This window comes from Tropicimonas aquimaris (genome assembly GCF_042676185.1).
In the GTDB taxonomy this organism is placed as follows: Bacteria; Pseudomonadota; Alphaproteobacteria; order Rhodobacterales; family Rhodobacteraceae; genus Tropicimonas; species Tropicimonas aquimaris.
In genome coordinates this window covers 687,868-707,842 of sequence record NZ_JBHTJT010000008.1, presented here as the reverse complement: position 1 = coordinate 707,842, position 19,975 = coordinate 687,868, and the positions used below count along the sequence as shown (strand labels likewise).

Below are 19,975 nucleotides of genomic sequence, written 5' to 3'. Positions count from 1 at the left end.
GGCAAAGGTTCCGCGAGACCACGACAGTCACGACGCATCGACGCCAACAGGGAGAGGCAAAATGCAAGGCGTAGACCAAGTACAACCATCCATCGCAAAGCGTGCCTCGAGCGGTGGCGTGCTTCTGCTGATCGGGCTTATTATCCTCGTCGTGGCCTGGAATTACCCTGTCGGCAAACTGACTCAGATGGGGCCAGGTTTCATCCCGCGCGTGGTTGGGTTCGTGATCTGTGCGCTAGCTGCTGCGATCATTGCCATCGACTTATCGGCCCCGAGCCATGCGCGTGGCGAGAAAATCCACTGGCGAGGCCTGATCTTCGTATCTGCGGCGATCCTCATTTTTGCATCCGTTGTGGATAGGGTGGGCCTTGTTCCGTCCATGTTCCTAGCAGTCACCGTCTCGATGTTCGCGGATTTCGATGCACGCCCGCTGAACATACTGGTATACGCGATCCTGGCGACACTTGGCGGATGGCTTCTGTTCGTTGTAGCCCTCGAACTGCCGATCCCGGCGTTCTGGAGGTAATGATGATTGATCAGTTCCTCCTTGGCCTGGGTGTCGTCCTGCAACCTCAAATACTGATGTATGCGTTCATCGGGGTCTTTATCGGACAGTTGATCGGGGTCTTGCCAGGGATCGGGGCCATCACCGCGATTTCCTTGCTGCTGCCGGTGACCTTCTATCTCGATGCGACCACGTCGATGATCATGTTGGCCGGCATCTATTACGGCTCGCAATATGGCGGGTCGATCGCCTCCATTCTGCTGAATTTGCCGGGCACGCCGTCGTCGGTCGTGACCTGCCTCGAAGGTTACCCGTTGTCCAAGAGCAACCGCGGGGGACTGGCTTTGTTCGTGGCGGCGTTTTCCTCTTTTGTCGGGGGTATGTTTGGCGTTGCAATTTTGGTTCTGGCCGCGATCCCGATGACGATAATCGCCCTGCGCTTCGGTGCGCCGGAATATGCGATGCTGGTCATTCTTGGATTGCTGGCCGCCTCGCTGATCGGGACCGGGTCGCAGATCCGTTCGTTTGCGATGGTGGTTCTGGGGATCGCGCTAGGACTTGTCGGCGCCGACCAGACAACCGGCTATTACCGCTTTGTCGCGATACCCGAACTGGCCGACGGAATAAGCCTTGTGTCGCTTGCAATGGGTCTGTTCGGTGTCAGCGAGATCATCCGCAACGCGGCTGTCCGAAGCACACCGGGCCGCGTTATGTCTATCCGGATGCGCGATGTGATCCCGACAAGAGCCGAGGCGCGAACCCTTGGGTTGCCCATCCTGCGCGGCTCCAGCATCGGCAGTTTCTTCGGCGCCCTGCCGGGAACCGGAGCGGCGATTGCGTCCTTCATGGCCTATGCGATCGAAAAGCGCGTTTCACGCACGCCAGAGAAATTCGGGACCGGGCACCTGCCGGGCCTTGCCGGGCCAGAATCCGCCAACAACGCTGCGGCACAGACCGGGTTCATCCCAACGCTCACCCTTGGCATTCCCGGCGATGCCGTCATGGCGCTGATCATCGGTGCGCTGATCCTGAACGGCATAATCCCCGGTCCGCGTCTGATGGTCGATCAGCCCGAGCTGTTCTGGGGCGTCATCGCGAGCTTCTTTGTCGGCAACATCATCTTGCTGCTGATCAACATACCTTTGATCCGGCTTTGGGTTCTGTTGCTGCGCATCCCGTACCAGAAGCTTTATCCGGTGATCATCGTGATGATCTGCGTAGGCGTATATTCGCACCGCACCAGTGTCACCGATGTGGTTCTCACGCTGGCCTTCGGCATTCTGGGTTACGTCATGAAGAACTACCGGTTCGAACCGGCACCCGTGCTTCTGGGCTTTGTCCTTGGGCCACTGCTTGAGGACAACTTCCGGCGCGCAATGCTTATCTATCGTGGTGATTTCACTGTTTTCTTGACCCGCCCTATCAGCGCGATTCTCGTTGCGTGTTCGGTGGTGCTGGTCGTGTTTGCAATTCGGTCGAGTATCAAAGCCCGGCGAAAAACCGCCCGGGTGCTGTCGTGACCGGGAAAGTCCGTGCCCGACAGAGGGCGCGTATTAGGCCGAAGGGAGGTCCGAGGCCATAAAAAACAGGACGTCCGAAAACCTTGGGAGGAAGACAATGATCAAGAAACTACTCGTCGCTTTGCCGCTGACGCTGGCGCTGGCCGCGCCTTCATTCGCACAGGGTTTCCCCGATCGCGCGATGCGGATCGTTCACGGCTTCGGTGCGGGCGGAAATGCTGACACCGTGTCCCGCATCATGGCCGAGGCAATCTCGGCGGATCTGGGAGAGCCCGTCGTCGTGGAGTCGCGTCCTGGCGCAGGTGGCACCGTGGCTTCGGGTTATGTGGCCAGCGAAGCGCCTGATGGCTACACGATGCAGTTGCTTGTCGGCGGGCATGCGGTTGCCGCGGCGCTCTATAACGAACTGCCCTACGACTCTGTGAATGATTTTACCTTTCTTTCGACCCTGGGACAGTTCCCGTTCTTCGTCGCCGCGCGCGCCGGTGAGTACGAATCCATCACGGCCCTGATCGAAGCTGCACGAGCCGAACCGGGCAGCATCGTGATCGGCCATTCCGGCGTCGGCTCGACCCAGCACCTGACCGGGGAGCTTCTGGATCTGCAGACAGGTGCCGAGTTCATCCATGTACCCTACAAAGGGGGCGCAGCGGCCTCGACCGCTTTGATGGGCGGCGAAGTCAACGTGATCATCGACACCGGCACCGTGATCTCCGGTCAGGCCGAAGCGGGAGTCTATGACATCCTTGCAGTGACCTCGGCCGAGCGCTGGCCCGATGCGCCAGATGTTCCGACGCTGAACGAAACGGTTGCGCCGGGCTTTGATGTCGTTTCCTGGACCGGTCTTGGCGCCCCCGCCGGCGTGCCGGATGATGTTGTGGAGATCCTGTCCACTTCTATCGGAAAAGCCCTTGCGCAGCCTGACGTTCAGGAAAAAATCGCAGCCCTTGGTGCGGCTCCGGGCGGTTCTACCAGTGAGGAACTGAAAGCGCTGATCGAGCGCCAAATTGCGGTCTGGACCGAGGTCATCGCGGCCGCGGGTATCGAGCGGCGCTAAACCATTTCGGCGCACGGTGATCCTGTTGCCGTGCGCCGTTCTCACATCATCAAGACCATGAGGGCGGCATGACTGCGAAAACCCCGGAAGAACTCTACGCCACGATGCTTCGCCAGTCCCTCTGGGTCATCACTACGAGACCTGCCCGTGGCCCCGGAATGCAAGACCTTTTGCCCGCACATCTCGACTACCAGATAGCGATGGAACGCGAGGGAACCCTTTTCGGCGCAGGCCCGATCTTTGAAGACGGTGGAACCACCCCCACCGGAGGCATGATTATCGTGCGCGCCCCGGATGAAGCCGAAGCTCGTGCATTGGCCGATGCCGATCCTTTTCATGCCGCGGGGCTACGCCAGTACAGTTTGCATCGCTGGATGCTCAACGAAGGCGCGATGACCGTGACCGTCAGATACTCCGATCAGACCGCAGTCATCGGCTGATCCAAACACCCCGAACCACCGGAGACAGTCATGTCAGAACCGAAGCCGAACCTTGTCGGAGGCGACTGGGTCGCTGGGGACGCAGCGCCCAACATCAACCCGTCCGACACAACGGATATCGTGGGCCTCTATGCTCGAGCCAGCGCCGCGCAGACCCGAATGGCGATTGATGCCGCCAAGGCGGCTTTCCCTGCGTGGTCCCGCTCGACCCCATTGGAACGGCACGCTGTGTTGCGCGCGGCGTCCGACGAGATTCTGGCTCGCAAGGAGGAACTGGGGCAGTTGCTGTCGCGCGAGGAAGGCAAGACCCTGGCCGAGGGCATCGGTGAAACGGTCCGCGCCGCCCAGATATTCGACTTTTTCGCGGGAGAGGCACTGCGCCTGACAGGCGAAGTCCTGCCTTCCATTCGGCCCGGTGTCGGCGTCGAGATCACGCGGGAACCCATGGGCGTTGTTGGAATCATTACGCCATGGAATTTCCCTATCGCAATCCCAGCGTGGAAGCTGGCGCCTGCTCTTTGCTACGGCAACACGGTTGTTTTCAAGCCGGCCGACCTGGTGCCTGGTTGTGCCTGGGCGCTGGTCGACATCCTGCGGCGTGCCGGCCTGCCGGACGGGGTTCTGAACCTGGTAATGGGGCGCGGATCGGTCGTCGGCCAAACCATCGTCGACAACCCGGACGTCGCTGCCCTGACCTTTACCGGTTCCGTTCCGACGGGGGCTGCGCTGGCCGCGAAATCCGCGCAACTCATGCGCAAGGTGCAGCTGGAGATGGGCGGCAAGAACCCCTTCGTCGTCCTGGCCGACGCCGATCTGGACGTGGCCGTCGATTGCGTCATCAACGGCGCGTTCTTCTCGACCGGTCAGCGCTGCACTGCGTCATCGCGGATCATCGTTGAGGAGGCCATCGAGGGCGCGTTTCTCGACAAGATGACCGAACGAATGGCGGGCTTGCGCGTGGGCAACGCCCTTGAACCCGAGACTCAGATTGGCCCCGTTGTCGACGAGAGCCAACTTTCGCAAAACGAGAAATATATCGAGATCGGCCAGGATGAAGGCGCCCGTCTGGTGGCAGGGGGCGAACGCGTGAGCCGCGACACCGAGGGCTATTTCCAGATGCCTGCCCTGTTTGCCGATTGCAACAACCAGATGAGAATTGCGCGCGAGGAGATCTTTGGCCCCGTGGCCGCGGTAATCGCGGTCAAGGACTATGACGAGGCGCTCAGCGTCGCCAATGATACCGAATTCGGCTTGTCTGCTGGTATCGCCACCACCAGCCTGAAGCATGCCACCCATTTCAAGCGCAACGCCGAAGCCGGTATGGTGATGGTCAACCTGCCAACAGCAGGCGTCGATTTCCACGTACCCTTCGGTGGGCGCAAGGCGTCTAGCCATGGGCCGCGCGAACAGGGCCGCTATGCCGCCGAATTCTTCACCACAGTTAAAACTGCCTACACAATGGCCTGACACCGCAAGGACAAACCATGATCTACGAGATGCGCATCTATTCCTGCGTTCCCGGCGGTATGCCGGCACTGCTGCAGCGGTTCGAGAATTCGACCCTCCGGATATGGGAGCGGATCGGTCTGCGCCCGGTGGGCTTTTTCACCACTCTTGTCGGCCCCTCGAACCACGACCTGACTTATTTCCTGGCCTGGGAGTCACTGGAGGAACGCGAGCGGCTCTGGAACACTTTTGCCAGCGATCCCGAATGGCTCGCCGCGCGCGCGGCGCATCAAGAGGCCCATGGAGAGGTGGTCGCAAATATTGCGTCCAGTTTCCTCGCTCCAACCGCTTTTTCCACCATGCGCTAGGCGGAACATGACCGAGACCTCAAAAACCGCGCCCGGAGCCGCCCTTTCCGGACTGCGCGTGCTGGACATGACCCGGATCCTTGCGGGCCCGTGGGCCACGCAGATCCTTGCGGATATGGGGGCTGAGGTGATCAAGATCGAACGTCCCGGCGTGGGCGACGACACCCGCAGTTGGGGCCCGCCAAACGTTACCGACCAACAGGGCAGAGATCGTGGTGCCGCCTACTTTCATAGTGCTAACCGGAGTAAGAAATCGGTCACGGTCGATATGGTCCGGCCGGAAGGTCAACGGGTTCTGAAGGCATTGGCTGGCCAATGCGACGTGGTCATCGAGAATTTCAAGGTCGGCGGCCTTGCAAAATACGGGCTCGATTATGCCTCCATTGAGGCGATCAAACCCGATATCGTTTATTGCTCGATCACCGGGTTCGGGCAAACCGGGCCCTATGCGAACCGCGCCGGTTACGACTTCCTGATCCAGGCCATGGGCGGGCTGATGAGCGTGACCGGCCAACCCGATGGGACACCGGGTGCGGAACCGATGAAAGTTGGCGTGGCGCTCACAGACGTGCTCACCGGGCTTTACGCGGTCATCGGCATCTTGTCTGCTTTGCGACACCGTGATGCCACCGGCGAAGGGCAGCATATCGACATGTCCTTGCTGGATGTTCAGGTCGCCACGCTCGCCAACCAGGCGATGAATTTCCTGGCCACCGGCACCTCGCCGGGCCGCCTTGGCAATGCACATCCTAGTATCGTTCCATACCAGGCGTTCGCCGCGAGTGACGGTCACGTTATCCTCGCCGTAGGAAATGACGGTCAGTTTGCCCGGTTTTGCAAGGCGGCCGGCGCGCCGGGGTTGGCGAAAGACAAACGCTTTGCCACCAATCCAGGCCGGGTGCGCAATCGAGACGTGTTGATCCCCATCCTTCAGGGTCTGATGTCAGGGCGCAGCATGGACGATTGGATAACGACCCTGAATGCAGCCAATGTACCCGTCGGGCCGATCAACACCATCGAACGGGTTTTCGCCGATCCCCACGTCCGGTTCCGCGAGCTGCAGACATATCCCACAACGCCGGATGGCGGCGCGCTGGTGGGTGTCGGCTCTCCACTGAAGCTATCGCGGACACCGGCTGTTGCACCGCTTGCCGCCCCCGATCTCGGCGCGGATACGGGTGCGGTCCTGTCGCGATTGCTCGACCCGTCAACCTTCGATCTCGGGGCCCTTATGTCTGATGGCACGATAGGGGATACCCGCGCCAAACCCAAAGCCGGAGGCACTCCATGAGCGACAAGTTCCTGATCACGCAAGAGGACGGAATCGCCACGCTGACCCTCAACATGCCTGAACTGCGCAACCCGATCACCGACACCGACATGGTGGCCGAGATCTGTGCCGCCATGGACTGGCTCAATGCCGACCAGTCGATCCGCTGCGCGATCCTGACCGGGGCGGGCAAGGCCTTCTCCTCGGGCGGCAATCTGAAACACATGCGCAACAAGGAGGGCATCTTCGCCGGCGATGCGATTGCCGTGCGCAATGCATATCGCGCCGGGATACAGCGCGTGGCCAAGGCGGTCTGGTCCGTCGAGGTGCCCCTGATCGCTGCGATAAATGGCCCAGCTTACGGCGCGGGCTGCGACCTTGCGTTGTTCTGCGACATACGTATCGCGTCCGAGACTGCGACATTTGCCGAGAATTTCGTGAATGTCGGCATAATCTCCGGCGATGGCGGGGCATGGATCCTGCCTCGTCAGGTTGGCCTGTCACGCGCTGCTGAAATGGCCTTCACGGCTGATCCGGTTGACGCCCACACGGCCTTGGCCTGGGGCCTTGTTTCGCAGGTAACAGCACCCGAAGAATTGCTCGACACATCAATGACCTTGGCCCAAAGGATTGCCCGAAACCCACCGAGACAGCTTCGCTTGACAAAGCGACTGATGCGGGAGGGAACGGTTTCCACGCTCGATCAAGTCCTCGAGTTATCTGCGGCCTACCAAGGAGCCGCGCACCAGACGGCAGACCACGAGGAAGCAGTCGCAGCGCTTCTTGAGCGTCGGGTCGGCGTATTTTCCGGCGACTGAAACGTGGACCTGTCGCGGGATTGTGCTGCTCCTTTGACCGCTTATCGTGTCGCAAAAGGAGAACACAGATGGGATCACGCCCAACAGAGGAATACCGCGCTGCAGCGGTGCGCGAAGCATTGACCAACGGGTCGCCGCGAAAGCAAGTAGCAGCGGATTTTCGGATTGAGTTTTTAAAGCTGAGCCGTTGGATACCAAAGACAAGGGCAGTCCTGAGAAACCCAAGATCCAATCAGATCTTGAACGCGAGATCGCCGAACTTCGGAAAGAGAACCGTCAGCTCCGGGAGGAGAGGGATTTGAAAAAACGGCCACGGTGTTCGTCGCGGGAAGAAGCAGGTGGGGTTCGCCTTCGTCGAAGAACTCCGCTACGAAATCCCGGAGCACCGACTCTGTGATACAATGGGTTTTAGCCTTGGGATTATCGCGCCTAGCGCCGCCGTCCGCTCAGCGACAGATGGCGCAAGGACAAGGTGGTCCTGGCCGCTCACATTCGCGGGCATTTCGCCCAGTCTCTAGGCAGCTATGGCCGCCCACGCACGACCGAGGAGTTGATGGGACTTGGCCTCCATGTCGTTCTTCGTCGTGTCGACAGGCCGATGCGTGAGAACGGCAAATCTGTGAAAAGAGGCAAGAAGTTCAAGGCCACGACAGACAGCAAGCACAGCTTCAACATCGCGCACAACCTGATGGATCGCGACTTCTCGGCAGATCGCCCGAACCGGAGATCGGCCGGTAACATTAGCTTTGTATGGACGCAGGAACGCTGGTTTTTCCCGGCAGTGATCCTCGACCTTCAATCTCGCCGCACTGTTGGATGGGCAGTGAGCAACCGGACGACACGCGATCAACCCAATCGAGCGCCCGAACAAGGAAGTGACGCGCTGACATGGTCGGGATCGTCCCCAACGAGGCGTCCATCACCCGGCTCATCGGCGCTGTCATGTTCGAGCATAACGACGAATGGCTTACCTCAAGCCGCTACATGACGATCGACGCATTCGCCCAGATCGACCACGAGAAGTCCAATCCTATTCTCAGAATAGCAACCCAACAGGCTTGAAAATGACCTCAGTCCATTTGGGAGATTACGCCAGCTTGACGAACGTGACCTTGTCGAGTGAGACAAACCGTTCACGGGATAGCAGCACAAATCGGAGACGAGCAATCACCTCCGTGAACTTGTTCGCAATCAGCAGGCATCCGACGGTGTATCCGGCTCTCGGCTGCAACGATGCACCAAAGTGAGACCGCTGCGATCCAAATTGGGTACTGAGGCGCAAGAGGCTACCGAAGTCGAACTGGACAGACCACGCGAGCATTCGGCCGGAACTCTGAAGTTCCACGTTCGTGGCCGACTCATCTTAATGAGAGGCGTGCACCATGGTCGCTCGCACCACGGCTGGCGGACGAGCGATTTGGTGAGCAAGTGGTGAGCAAGAAAAAACAGCTTACGAGCGCCTTTGCGGGCGCGTCCGTAAGTATTTGTTTTTCCAGTGATTTTTGGTTGCGGGGGTAGGATTTGAACCTACGACCTTCAGGTTATGAGCCAGAGTATTGAGAGCTACCACTACCGTCGCCGCTTCTGCCGGTTTTTCTCGCGACGTTCTTCAACGAGGGGGTGATGCCGGCCAAGCGCCCGCCACGGGCCATTGCCCTTGGACCAGTTCAGAAACTGGCTGAAGCTGTCGACCTGGTCGTCGTTGCGAGCCCGCGGAAAAGCCTGGAGTTCATGTTTGAAGCCCGCAAGCCAGGGGGCCTCGGCCGGAAGGAAGACCTTGCGTTCTTCGACCGGAGCACAAGATGCGTTGAAGCGGATCTCCTTCTCTTTCTCGGGTCGTATCCGCTCATAGCGCCGTCGATCTTCCGGGAAGAGGTCATCGAACAGGGGGCGCCCGGTTGCCGCGTCTTCAATGAGGACACGATCCGGATCCCATTGGGCAACCAACTGCAACGTTTTGCTTTTGAGGTCCGGATAGTCCAGTTGGCCCCGCCACACATCTAGCAGATACCACTTGTGTTCCCGGAACCCCCAGGTCGTGCAGACCGAGAAATCGGAACTCGGCGACGAGGACATTCCTGTATCCCAGCTTTGGACAATCAGTTGATACCACCGCCGGTCCTCGACGGTTTCGTAGGTGCCAAACCACTCCCAGCGAAGCGGCGACCCGTCAGGGGCGATCGGGTTCTGCTGGTACTGACAGTTGAAGATGACCGATCCCATTTCGCGGCGCATGCGGTCCAGCGTCTCGCGGTCGAGCCGCTCAGGGAACAGCAGATCACCGGGGCAGCGGCAATGGACCTGTTCCTTCGTGTTCCCGATGCGGACGCTCTCGTTCTCCTCGGCGATCGCCGGCAGGTTGAGATGCCGATAGGTTCCCTTGTCGAGCAGGTATCCCGGCGGATCCAGTTCATGGAGCCGTTGAGCGATCATCACCACGCGGCCTTCGGCCTGGTTGTTGAACCGCGACAGCAGCGATCCCTCGATGAACTCCTGCGCGCGAAGAAGTTCCGCTTCCGAGTTTGCGTCCCCGGCCTTCAGCAGATCGTCGATGATGATGTAGTCGGCCCCGTGGCCTGTGACTGAACTGCCGATGGAGACGGCCTTGCGGCTGCCATCTTTCGTTGTCCGGATTTCCTCGGCAGTGTTGCCTTTCTTCGCGAGCCGGGTCGAAGGAAACATCTGCTGATACCATCTTGAGGACATGACCCGCCGACAATCGTCGGAATGCTTGCGCGCAAGATCGAGCCCGTAGCTCGCAACGATGATTTTGGCCCCGGGGTTGTGCCCAAGGATAAAGGCGACATAGGCAACCGCCACCGTCACGGATTTCAGACACCGCGGCGGGATGTTGATCACCAACCGCTTGTTCTCGCCGATGCGTACATTGTCGAGCTCATGGCACATCGCCTGGACGTGCCACGCCGGTTCAAACCGGTCATTCGCCCCCTTGTGGAGGGTGTCGAACACCCGCCACACGAACAAAAAGAAACTTTTCCGGCTGCGCTGAAGCGCGGCCAGACGAACCTGATGCGGATCAGGAGCAGTCATCGACTCCCTCCTCATCCTCAGTCGTCGCATCGTCGCCATCTTCCTCTGCAAAAAAATGGCGAAGGATGTCGTAGTCCACCTGCTCAGCCGTGTCGGAAAGAGCAGTGCCCGCGGCGTCGGCGTCGAGCCGTCCGGACAGGTCGGCATCGAAACGCGCGAGCATCGTCAGGGCTTTCATGTCACCCTTCAGGGCCGTTGCGACAAGGCGCTTGGCTGCGGCCTCCGCTTTGGAGATCTTCACCTCACGATTGCCCTCGCGAACGGTGACCTTGGTCTCCAGTTCACGCTGCAGGCTGGCATTGAAACCCTTCGCGCCTTTCGGCCGGCCCTTCGGATTGCCCGACTGGCCCTTCTTGAACTGCGTGCGTTTCGGAGGCCGGCCGTAGCCGACCTCGTAGTTTTTCTCGGGCTCAGACATGGCTCGCCTCCATCGGATTGGCAGTACCGACAGCCGCGGTATGGTCATCGAAGGTTTCGCCGGTCGTGGCATGCACTGCCGTCTTCCCGGACATCTCCTGCCAACGGCGGATGGCAACATCGACATAAGCCGGGTCGAGTTCGATCAGCCGCGCCCGACGACCGGTTTTCTCGGCGGCGAGGAGCGTTGCGCCAGAGCCGCCGAAGGCATCCAGCACCACACTGCCGCGGTGGCTCACATCCATGATTGCATCGACAACAAGGGCGGTCGGTTTGACGGTCGGGTGATCGGCGAGATCCGCCTCGCGAGCTTTGCCGAAGCTGTTGACGCCGGCATAGTCCCAGACATTGGTCCGGTTGCGACCGTGCTTGCCCAACTCGACATTGTTGATGTGCGGCGCGCCCGGCTTTTTGAAGACGCAGATCATCTCATGCTTGGAACGGTAGAGGCTGCCCATGCCGCCATTGGTCTTGTTCCAGACACAGAGGTTGATCAACTCGAGGCCGCAGGACTTGCCTGTCGCGATCAGATCCCCGATGTGCCGCCAGTCCATGCAAATCATGCCGACGGCACCCTCGGCCATCTTGTCCCGGGTCCCGGTCAGGAATGTCGCGAGGAAACTGCGGAACTCAGAATCCGACATCTCGCCCGAGGCCATGGCGAACTCGCGATGTTCCCCGCCATTGCCCGAGCGGACATGGCCGTTCACCGGCACGTTGTAGGGCGGGTCGGTGAAGACCATCCCGACGCTCTCGCCATCGAGGACACGGGCATAGCTGGCCTCCTCCAGCGAATTGCCACAGAGAATGCGATGATCCCCGAGGACCCAGAGGTCGCCGGGTTGGGTCACAACCGGCTTCGACGGATCGGGCGCCTCGACGGTTTCCGCAGGTGCCGCCTCGGCCTCGCCGGCACCACCGATGATGATATCGAGCTCCGGCATCTCGAAGCCGGTGATGTCGAGCGTGAAGTCGAGGTCGCCGTCGAGGCTCAGGTCCATCAGCTCGGTGAACTCGATCTGCAATGCTTCCGGGTTCCAGTCGGAGAGTTCGGCCAGTTTGTTGTCGGCGATCCGCAGCGCCCGCACTTCGGCCGGGCTCAGGTGATCCGCCACCACGGTCGGAACTGTGGTCAGGCCGAGCGCATTCGCAGCTTCCAGGCGCCCATGGCCAGCGATGATGACGCCGTCGCAGTCAACGAGGATAGGCGCGACGAAGCCGAACTTGGCCACCGAGGCCTTCAGCTTGCCGACGTTCTTCGCCGTGTGGATACGGTTGTTGTTGGCATAGGGTTTGAGGTCAGCAACCGGGGTCTGGACGACCTTGTCAGCCATCCAGATGGGTTTGGTCGATGCCGGGGCGGCGGGTTTTGTGGGGCGGGCACGCATTTGTGTCTCCATTCATAGGTGCCGTGGGAACGGCGAAGGTCAGAATGGATCGCGTCGGGAATACGGAGAGAGCATACACAGCAACTCCCCGGACCGATGGATCCGGTTTGTTGCCGCTTCGAATGCTCTCTGCTGGGCATGGTGCCCATGTGAGTGCTGCCAGGGTAGCGATTTAGCCCCCGTAATGAAGCAGGCAGGATAGCGCCTATCATTGCGCAGCTGTTCTCGTCAAGGATGAAATTGCCTTAATGAATTGTAAATAAACAAAAATCGTGGGCATGCTATAATTCTGCCTGTCCGGGTTGTGCAGCGCGCAGCCGAGCATCGAGAGAGGCAAAACGTGATCGGTTGCCGGTTTCGACAGGTGCTCTGTGAACGAACATGAAAGGATCTTTCGAGCATGCGCCATTGCACAAGTTCCGCTGGACTGTTGCCGCGATCAGAGCGTCACTGACAACACGCCCGAACAGATCGGGCTCTCCTCGGTACCGGGGCTGGCATCCCGCCGGCCCGCTACCTGAGGAGAAGACCAATGACCAAGCGCAAGCAGACAAAGACCGACAAGGTGCGTGCGATGCTCGCTCGCCCCGAGGGCACGAGCATCGAGGCGATCTGCAAGGCCACCGGATGGCAGCCGCATTCCGCCCGGGCGGTCCTGAGCGGTTTACGGAAGGCCGGTTACACGGTCGAGCGGCAAACGGCCCTCGAAAAGGGCAGTCCGTCCCTCTACCGGATCACGGCCGAGGCCGAGGCGTCCGAATGATCCGCGTCGCCGATCTCGAAACTATGGACCGGGCCGCGTTGATCGCGGCCTGGACCGAGATCTTCGACACCCAGGTGCCGAAAGGGCTAAGCCGGTCTTTCCTGCGCCGGTTCCTTGCCACCGAGATCCAGACCCGCAGATCCGGTGGTCTGCCCGCCCGGGTCCGGAAGGCGTTGATGCAGAGCGATGATCTTGGACGTCGTTCGAAGACGGCCAAACTCGAGCCGGGCAGTCGGTTGCTGCGTGAGTGGAACGGCGTCACCCATGTTGTCGAGGTCACCGAGGACGGGTTCCGCTGGAATGGCCAGAGCTGGCGGTCCCTGTCGGTCATCGCTCGCGAGATCACCGGCGCCCATTGGTCCGGACCGCGGTTCTTCGGCCTCAACAGAAAGGCCCGGTCATGAGCAAGCCCCGGATCCGCTGCGCCATCTACACACGCAAATCCTCCGACGAGGGGCTTGACCAGGAATTCAATTCTCTCGATGCCCAGCACGAGGCCTGTGCCGCCTATATCGCCAGCCAGCGCCACGAGGGCTGGAAGATGCTGCCGGCGCGCTACGACGATGGCGGCATCTCCGGCGGCACGCTCGAGCGCCCCGGGTTGCAGCGGCTGCTCGCCGATATCGATGCCGGTCGCATCGACATGGTCGTGGTCTACAAGATCGACCGGCTGACCCGCTCGCTCGCCGACTTCGCCAAGCTGGTCGAGCGTCTGGAAGAGAAAGATTGCTCCTTCGTTTCCGTCACCCAGGCCTTCAACACCTCTTCGTCGATGGGCCGGCTGACACTGAACGTGCTGCTTTCCTTTGCCCAGTTCGAGCGCGAAGTCACCGCTGAGCGGATCCGCGACAAGATCGCCGCCTCGAAGAAGAAGGGGCTTTGGATGGGCGGCGTTCCCCCACTCGGCTACGACCCACATCCGGATCCGATGCGCCGGGAACTCGTGGTCAACGCGGCAGAGGCCGACGTGGTCCGACAGATCTTTGCTCTCTATGCCACTCATAGGTGCCTGAACCTCGTCACCCGCGAAGCTGAAGACATTGGCCTGCGCTCCAAGTGCCATGTCTTCTCGACCGGGAGGGTTCAGGGCGGCAACAGCTTGAGCCGCGGCCAGATCCACAAAATTCTCACCAACCCGATCTATCTTGGCTTGATCCGGCACAAGGAGAAGACTTTCCCCGGCAAACATCCAGCCATCGTCGATCAGGGTTTATGGGACGAGGTGCAGGACCTTCTGCAGGCCGCCAGTGCCCGGCGGCGCGGCGTTCCAGCCGGACAGCCCAGCAGTGATGCAGCACCGCTCAAGGGCAAGTTCCGGGACGAAACCGAGGATCTGCTCACCCCGACCCATACCCGGAAGAACGGTAAGCATCTGCGCTACTACATCTCGAACCGGCTGGTCTCCGGCGGTACCGATCCGACAGGGTGGCGCCTGCCGGCACCAGCACTCGAGGCAACCGTTGCCAAACTCATCGCGGGTCATCTCGCGGAACATGCGAGCCGCCATGCCGTTCTCTGCTGCAAGGACGCTCTGCAATCTGTCGCCGCGTCAGAAGCCGTGGAGAGGCTCTCGCACCAGATCCGGTCCGACGGAATCCTCGCCGCGAGCACACTGATCACCAAAGGGGCCCTTGGAAACGGACGCATCACGATCGAGCTTGATGTCGGTGCCATTGCCGATGCAACTGGCTTGTCGGTAGAAGACTTCAATCCGGGTTTGCTGACGCTCGAGCAACCGTTCGCCTTCCGTCGTCGCGGTGTCGAGATGAAGATCATCGCTGGCAACATCGCCCAAGCGCCCGATGTCGCGATGATCCGTGCGCTGCGCAACGCTCACGGCTGGTCGGACTCGGTCAAGTCCGGCACCTCGCTGAAACGACTTGCCTCTGAGGTGAACGTCTCCGAACGATACGTCGCGCGCATCATCGCGCTCGCCGGTCTTTCGCCGAAGATCCAGGCCGCCATCGTCGACGGCACCCAGCCGATCGATCTCACGCTGGAGCGGCTCCTGCGCAACAGTTTGCCGTTGGAATGGAGCGCTCAGAAACAGGTGCTCGGATTCGGCGCCTGAACCGCTTCCCTGATCGCGCGGACATTTTCCCTGTTCCGTCAAGAAACATTCCCTGTCCGGGTCCAATAATTCCCTGTTCTTCGGAGTAGGGAAATCCTCCTTAAGCCACTGATATCGCTCGCAAAATCGGCTGGATTCAAAGCCGAAATCCCTGCAAATCATCAATTTTCCCTGTAATTCGGGCCGGATCAGGGAAAACCACCCGAAAGCGGACCGGCGGTTCGGGCCAACTGAGACACCTCGAGTCTTGCTCCGGGAATAGCTGGGAAAGGTGCGTCTCAGGTCTTGAGCGCAGCGCTTAACCGACTGGAAAAACGCCGTTATTCGGCGCAAAATGGACATGGAAAAAAGAGACGATTGTCGGTGGCGGAGAGACAGGGATTCGAACCCTGGAGACGGTTTCCCGCCTACACACTTTCCAGGCGTGCGCCTTCGACCACTCGGCCACCTCTCCGATGCGCGTGGGTTTATCCGCAACCCGGGGAGACATGCAAGGGGATAAACGCGCTTTCGTGACAGCTCGGTGCTAGTCGACCAGGTGCATGTTCACGCGGCGGTTTCGGGCGCCCTTCTTCTCGATCTTGCCGATGCGGATGCGGCCGATCTCGACCGTCGTGGCGACGTGGGTGCCGCCGCAGGGCTGCAGATCGATCTGGGCGGCACCCTGCCCGATGCGCACCAGCCGCACCCGGCCCTGGCCCTTGGGCGGGGCGACGGACATGGTCTTGACCAGGCCCGGATTCGCTTCGAGTTCCGCGTCGGTGATCCAGTCCTCCGTCACCGGAAGATCGCGATCGATCAGCGCCTGGAGCGCCGCCTCCAACGCTTCCTTGTCCTCGGGCGCCTCTGGCATGTCGAAATCAAGCCGGCCCTTGTCGGAGGAGATCGCACCGCCGGACACCGGCAACGGGATCGCGACCGACAGCAGGTGTAGGCCGGTGTGGACGCGCATGTGTCGGAACCGCCGTTCCCAGTCCAGCGCCTGGCGCAACGCGGTGCCGACGGGCGGCAGGCCGGCGGGTTCGGCTGGCACCAGCACGATCTGGTCGCCCTCGCCCTTGAGAGTCGTCGCGATGCGCAGGATCTGGTCCCGCCAATGGAGCGCGCCGCTGTCGCCAGGCTGGCCGCCGCCCTGCGGATAGAAGATCGTCGCATCCAGCACGATGCCGCCCTCGGCCGTATGGGCCACCACCGTGCCGATGGTTTCGCGGGCGTAGGGATCGGATCGGAACAGCATTTCGGTCATCGGACGTCCTCGCTTGGAAATTCCGGGTCGGAATCGGGTCGGATCGGGCCGGGCGCCGAACGCGAGCCCGTGTCCGTGCCAGTATCGGGCAGCGGCGGCGGCGCGGGCGTCGGCTTCCCGCCGCGCAGTGCCTCGGGGTTGCGCAGCCAGATGTCGCGCTGCGCGAAGGGAATCTCGATCCCCTCGGCGGCAAAACGTTCGGCGATCTGGTGATTGAGCTCGCTGCGGGTACCGAGGCCGAAGTTGATGTCGCGCAGGATCACCCGCATCTCGAAATCGAGCGAATCCGCGCCGAATCCCTGGAAGACGATCATCGGCGGCGGGTTGACGATCACCAGCGGGTGCGCCTCGGCGATCTCCTGGAGGATCTCGGCCACCTTGCGCGTGTCGCTGCCATACGCCACGCCCACCGTAAGGATCAGCCGGCCGGTCAGGTTGCCCCGCGTCCAGTTTGTGACCTGCCCGGTGACGAAGTCGGAGTTTGGTACCACGACATCCGTCCGGTCGAACGTTTCGATCGTGGTCGCGCGCACGGAAATCTTGCGCACCGTCCCCATCACGCCGCCGACCTCGACCCAGTCGCCTTCGGTCACCGGGCGCTCGATCAGCAGGATCAGCCCCGAGACGAAGTTCTGCACAATGTTCTGCAGGCCGAAACCAACGCCCACGGAGAGCGCACCGGCGACGATGGCAAGGTTGCTGAGGTCGAGCCCCGCGACCGAGACGGCGACCACGGCGGAGAGCGCGATACCGACATAGCCGAGCCCCGAGATCATGGCCTTCTGGGCGCCCGGGTCGAGCGAGGTGCGCGGCAGGACGGAGGAGGACAGAGCGCCCTGCACCAGCCGGGTTAGCAGGAAGCCCGCACCGAAGGCCGTCACAAGCACCACCAGCAGCGAGGGCGATATCTGGGTGCCGCCGATGGTGAATCCGTCCCGCAGATGGGTCCAGATCTCGGACAGGTCCGCGACGCGCGCCCCCCAGATCAGCGCGAAGAGCGGAAGTGCCGCGATCACGATAAGAAAGTTGATGATCACCGGCAGTAGACCGTCGCGCGCCTGGCCCGGCTCGGAGAACAACCCGATGATGCCGGAGGACAGGCGCTGGAGGTAGGCGATCAATGCCAGCAGCCCCAGCGTAAGCCCCGGCGACAGGGTCAGCCCGATGCCTGCCCGCGTGTAGCCGATCATCGCGACCAAGGGGCCGATGAAGGCCAGCAGAGCGACGAAGCGTCCTATGGCGCCAAAGAGATTGTCGAAGAAGCGCCGTTCGGCCGACTCCGGGTCGGCATCGTCGGCTTTGTCCACCCGCTTGCCGCTCGACACCAGCAGCCGCGCCAGCCCGTTGACGCAGATCGCCGTCGCGACGATGATCGGAAACGCGTAGGCCGAAACCGTGGCAGAACCGAGCGGAAACAGGTCGACAAGCTGGGCGACGACCACAGAGAGGCCCATCAGCACCCCAAGCGAGGAACTGTAGAACCGACCGCGCACACGTTCCCGCGACGACAGTGTCAGACTGGTGGGCCAGTTGTCGTCCTTGGGGAAGGTCTGTCCGCCAAGCCAGCGGGCGAAGGCGAAGGCGATACCGCCGCCCGCCATGGAATCGATCACGGATTCGCCCACGGGTCCGAAGGCGGCGGTCAGCTTCAGCGCCGCCGCCAGAACCGCCAGCCCGATCAGCGGCAGCAGGAACTGGTTGATGGAAAGGATCATCGCCGCGACGAAGCGCTTGTCGCCGCCCGGACGGTTCTTGACCATGCGTCGCACCGTCCGGCCTATCCAGCCGCGACCGGAAACCAGCAGGAGCAGGGCCAGCGCAAGCATCAACACGATGGACGGCAGATTGTTCCGGAATTCCTGGCGATGGCTGTCCTGGGAGATCGACTCCCGAACCTCCCCTGTCAGAGTGCTGACAATCTCCACGGCGTCCTCGAGCGCCGAACGCAAGCTAGCCGGCATGATCGGCGCCGGGTTCCGCTCCAGCAGGCGCTGTGTCTGGCGTTCGCGGATCAGTCGGTCGAAACGGCCGATCAGACTCTGAGCAAGGGCGTAGCCTTCCTCCGCCCGCACGACCGGCGCGAGGCGGGCCTGGTATTCCTCGTTCAGGGCCGTTCGCCGGGCCGCGACGTCCTCGGCCTCGGTCGTGCCCTCCTCGGGGGGCGGGCCGAGCGCGTCGATCTGGCTTTCCAGCGTTCCGATCCGGTCGGAGTCGCGCTGCTGCTCGACGTTGAAACGGGACCGCCAGTCGTTGAGGGCGCGGCGCAGGCTCTCGAGCTCGCTGATCGAGGCATCGCCCGAGTCGAGCATTTCCTCCGCCGCGGTCGCCTGCTCCTCCCAGGCCCGGTATTCCTCATCATTGAGCGGTGCTTTAGCCTGGGCCGCCGCAGCAGTGTCCTGTGCCGCCTCCTGCGCCCAGGCCGCTCCCGAAGACAGACCGGCCCCGCCTGCCCCGTTGCCCAACTGGGCGGACAGCAGCGCCGCAGTCGCAACGAGAACCAGCAGCGCGGCAAGCAGGCGGCGCATGATCACGTCTCCTCGAAGACGGCCGGCAGATTACGTGGCGCTCCCTCGAGCCAGTGCGGCACCGGCAGGCCCTTTTCCTTCAGGAATGCCGGGTTGAAGAGCTTGGACTGGTAGCGCGTGCCATAGTCGCAGAGCACGGTGACGATGGTGTGGCCCGGCCCCATCTCCTGCGCCATTCGCATCGCGCCGGCCAAATTGATGCCGGAGGAGCCGCCGAGGCAGAGCCCTTCATGCTCCAGCAGGTCGAACACGACCGGCAGCGCCTCCGCGTCGGGGATCTGGTAGGCCATGTCAGGGCGGAAACCCTCGAGATTGGCGGTGATCCGCCCCTGCCCGATCCCCTCGGTGATCGAGCCGCCCTCGGGGGCTGCTGTTCCGGTAGCGAAGAGCGAGTACATACCCGACCCCATCGGATCGGACAGCCCGACCTTCACGCCCTTCGGCTGAAGTGCCGCGCCGACGCCGGCCAGCGTGCCGCCCGACCCTACGGCGCAGATGAAGCCGTCGACCTTGCCGCCGGTCTGCTCCCAGATCTCCGGTCCTGTGCCCTCTACATGCGCCTGCCGGTTCGCCACGTTGTCGAACTGGTTGGCCCAGATCGCGCCATTGGGATCGGTCCGGTTCAGCGCCTCGGCCAGCCGGCCGGAATATTTCACATAGTTGTTCGGGTTCTTGTAAGGCACCGCCGGCACCTCGACGAGCTGCGCTCCGGCGAGGCGGATCATGTCCTTCTTTTCCTGGCTCTGGGTCTCCGGGATCACGATGACCGTCCGGAACCCCATCGACGCGCCGACCAGCGCCAGCCCGATGCCGGTGTTGCCGGCGGTCCCCTCGACGATCGTGCCGCCGGGGCGCAGCGTGCCCTTGGCGATCGCGTCGCGGATGATGAACAGCGCCGCACGGTCCTTGACCGACTGGCCGGGATTGAGGAACTCGCACTTGCCCAGGATCTCGCAGCCCGTCGCCTCGCTGGCCGCCCGTAGCCGGATCAGCGGCGTATTACCGACGGCATCGGCGAGGTCTGTCTTGATCTGCATCGTCTGGGCTCCATCAACTAGGCTGCCCCCCTTGCTATCCGAGGGCGGGGCCG

The 19,975-nt window shown here is 61.9% G+C and carries 17 protein-coding genes, 1 tRNA gene and 1 pseudogene; 12 read left to right on the top strand and 7 right to left on the bottom strand.

Features of this window, described 5'->3' with window-relative positions; all coding sequences use genetic code 11:
• Positions 1-61: 61 nt before the first annotated feature.
• The 9 genes and pseudogenes from ACFQ2S_RS09810 to ACFQ2S_RS09770 all read left to right on the top strand — a co-directional run.
• Positions 62-526 (top strand): tripartite tricarboxylate transporter TctB family protein, encoded by a 465-nt coding sequence (locus tag ACFQ2S_RS09810; RefSeq protein WP_386074271.1) that lies wholly within the window; start codon positions 62-64, stop codon positions 524-526.
• Positions 527-528: 2 nt separating this feature from the next.
• Positions 529-2,025 (top strand): tripartite tricarboxylate transporter permease, encoded by a 1,497-nt coding sequence (locus ACFQ2S_RS09805; RefSeq protein ID WP_386074270.1) that lies wholly within the window; start codon positions 529-531, stop codon positions 2,023-2,025.
• A gap of 97 nt (positions 2,026-2,122) precedes the next feature.
• Positions 2,123-3,082, top strand: a complete 960-nt coding sequence (locus ACFQ2S_RS09800) for a Bug family tripartite tricarboxylate transporter substrate binding protein (RefSeq protein ID WP_386074269.1) — start codon at positions 2,123-2,125, stop codon at positions 3,080-3,082.
• A gap of 68 nt (positions 3,083-3,150) precedes the next feature.
• The gene (locus ACFQ2S_RS09795) at positions 3,151-3,522 is read left to right on the top strand and encodes a YciI family protein (protein ID WP_386074268.1); all 372 of its coding nucleotides are present in this window, start codon (positions 3,151-3,153) and stop codon (positions 3,520-3,522) included.
• 30 nt (positions 3,523-3,552) lie between these two features.
• Complete coding sequence (locus ACFQ2S_RS09790; RefSeq protein WP_386074267.1) at positions 3,553-4,989, top strand: aldehyde dehydrogenase family protein; 1,437 nt, start codon at positions 3,553-3,555, stop codon at positions 4,987-4,989.
• A 17-nt stretch (positions 4,990-5,006) separates the two neighbouring features.
• Entirely contained in the window at positions 5,007-5,336 is a 330-nt protein-coding gene (locus ACFQ2S_RS09785; protein WP_386074266.1) for an NIPSNAP family protein, read from the top strand.
• A gap of 7 nt (positions 5,337-5,343) precedes the next feature.
• Positions 5,344-6,627 (top strand): CaiB/BaiF CoA transferase family protein, encoded by a 1,284-nt coding sequence (locus tag ACFQ2S_RS09780; protein ID WP_386074265.1) that lies wholly within the window; start codon positions 5,344-5,346, stop codon positions 6,625-6,627.
• Positions 6,624-7,424, top strand: coding sequence for a crotonase/enoyl-CoA hydratase family protein (locus ACFQ2S_RS09775; protein WP_386074264.1), 801 nt, complete (start codon positions 6,624-6,626; stop codon positions 7,422-7,424). Before ACFQ2S_RS09780 ends, ACFQ2S_RS09775 begins: the two co-directional genes overlap by 4 nt.
• 830 nt (positions 7,425-8,254) lie before the next feature.
• Positions 8,255-8,486: pseudogene (locus tag ACFQ2S_RS09770) on the top strand (transposase); the annotation flags it as partial.
• Between the two features lie 507 nt (positions 8,487-8,993).
• Here ACFQ2S_RS09770 and terL read toward each other — a convergent pair.
• Genes terL through ACFQ2S_RS09755 form a run of 3 tightly spaced genes read right to left on the bottom strand, consistent with a single transcriptional unit; the run spans position 8,994 to position 12,226 of the window.
• Positions 8,994-10,475: a phage terminase large subunit gene (terL, locus tag ACFQ2S_RS09765; protein WP_386074263.1), complete on the bottom strand. Its 1,482-nt coding sequence runs from the start codon at positions 10,473-10,475 to the stop codon at positions 8,994-8,996.
• The gene (locus ACFQ2S_RS09760; RefSeq protein ID WP_386074262.1) at positions 10,462-10,893 is read right to left on the bottom strand and encodes a DUF5681 domain-containing protein; all 432 of its coding nucleotides are present in this window, start codon (positions 10,891-10,893) and stop codon (positions 10,462-10,464) included. The genes terL and ACFQ2S_RS09760 overlap by 14 nt, the downstream gene beginning before the upstream one ends.
• A complete protein-coding gene (locus ACFQ2S_RS09755) occupies positions 10,886-12,226 on the bottom strand; it encodes a site-specific DNA-methyltransferase (protein ID WP_386074261.1) in 1,341 nt (446 codons plus the stop codon). The genes ACFQ2S_RS09760 and ACFQ2S_RS09755 overlap by 8 nt, the downstream gene beginning before the upstream one ends.
• Positions 12,227-12,812: 586 nt before the next feature.
• On the opposite strand from ACFQ2S_RS09755, the gene ACFQ2S_RS09750 reads away from it, so the two are divergent.
• From ACFQ2S_RS09750 to ACFQ2S_RS09740, 3 genes are read left to right on the top strand one after another with little or no spacing between them, the layout of a single operon-like run.
• Positions 12,813-13,043, top strand: coding sequence for a DUF3489 domain-containing protein (locus ACFQ2S_RS09750; RefSeq protein WP_386074260.1), 231 nt, complete (start codon positions 12,813-12,815; stop codon positions 13,041-13,043).
• Complete coding sequence (locus ACFQ2S_RS09745; RefSeq protein WP_068318412.1) at positions 13,040-13,447, top strand: DUF2924 domain-containing protein; 408 nt, start codon at positions 13,040-13,042, stop codon at positions 13,445-13,447. Before ACFQ2S_RS09750 ends, ACFQ2S_RS09745 begins: the two co-directional genes overlap by 4 nt.
• Positions 13,444-15,114 carry a recombinase family protein gene (locus ACFQ2S_RS09740; protein WP_386074259.1) on the top strand — a complete coding sequence of 557 codons (1,671 nt, stop codon included), beginning with the start codon at positions 13,444-13,446 and terminating at the stop codon, positions 15,112-15,114. Before ACFQ2S_RS09745 ends, ACFQ2S_RS09740 begins: the two co-directional genes overlap by 4 nt.
• 364 nt (positions 15,115-15,478) lie before the next feature.
• Here the strand turns inward: ACFQ2S_RS09740 and ACFQ2S_RS09735 are convergent.
• From ACFQ2S_RS09735 to ACFQ2S_RS09720, 4 genes are all read right to left on the bottom strand, one after another.
• Positions 15,479-15,568 (bottom strand) — tRNA-Ser (locus ACFQ2S_RS09735).
• A gap of 72 nt (positions 15,569-15,640) precedes the next feature.
• Positions 15,641-16,360 carry an alanyl-tRNA editing protein gene (locus ACFQ2S_RS09730; protein WP_386074258.1) on the bottom strand — a complete coding sequence of 240 codons (720 nt, stop codon included), beginning with the start codon at positions 16,358-16,360 and terminating at the stop codon, positions 15,641-15,643.
• Positions 16,357-18,885: a mechanosensitive ion channel family protein gene (locus ACFQ2S_RS09725; RefSeq protein ID WP_386074257.1), complete on the bottom strand. Its 2,529-nt coding sequence runs from the start codon at positions 18,883-18,885 to the stop codon at positions 16,357-16,359. Before ACFQ2S_RS09725 ends, ACFQ2S_RS09730 begins: the two co-directional genes overlap by 4 nt.
• A gap of 2 nt (positions 18,886-18,887) precedes the next feature.
• On the bottom strand, positions 18,888-19,922 hold the full coding sequence (locus ACFQ2S_RS09720; protein WP_386074256.1) for a cysteine synthase A: 1,035 nt from the start codon (positions 19,920-19,922) through the stop codon (positions 18,888-18,890).
• Positions 19,923-19,975: the final 53 nt, after the last annotated feature.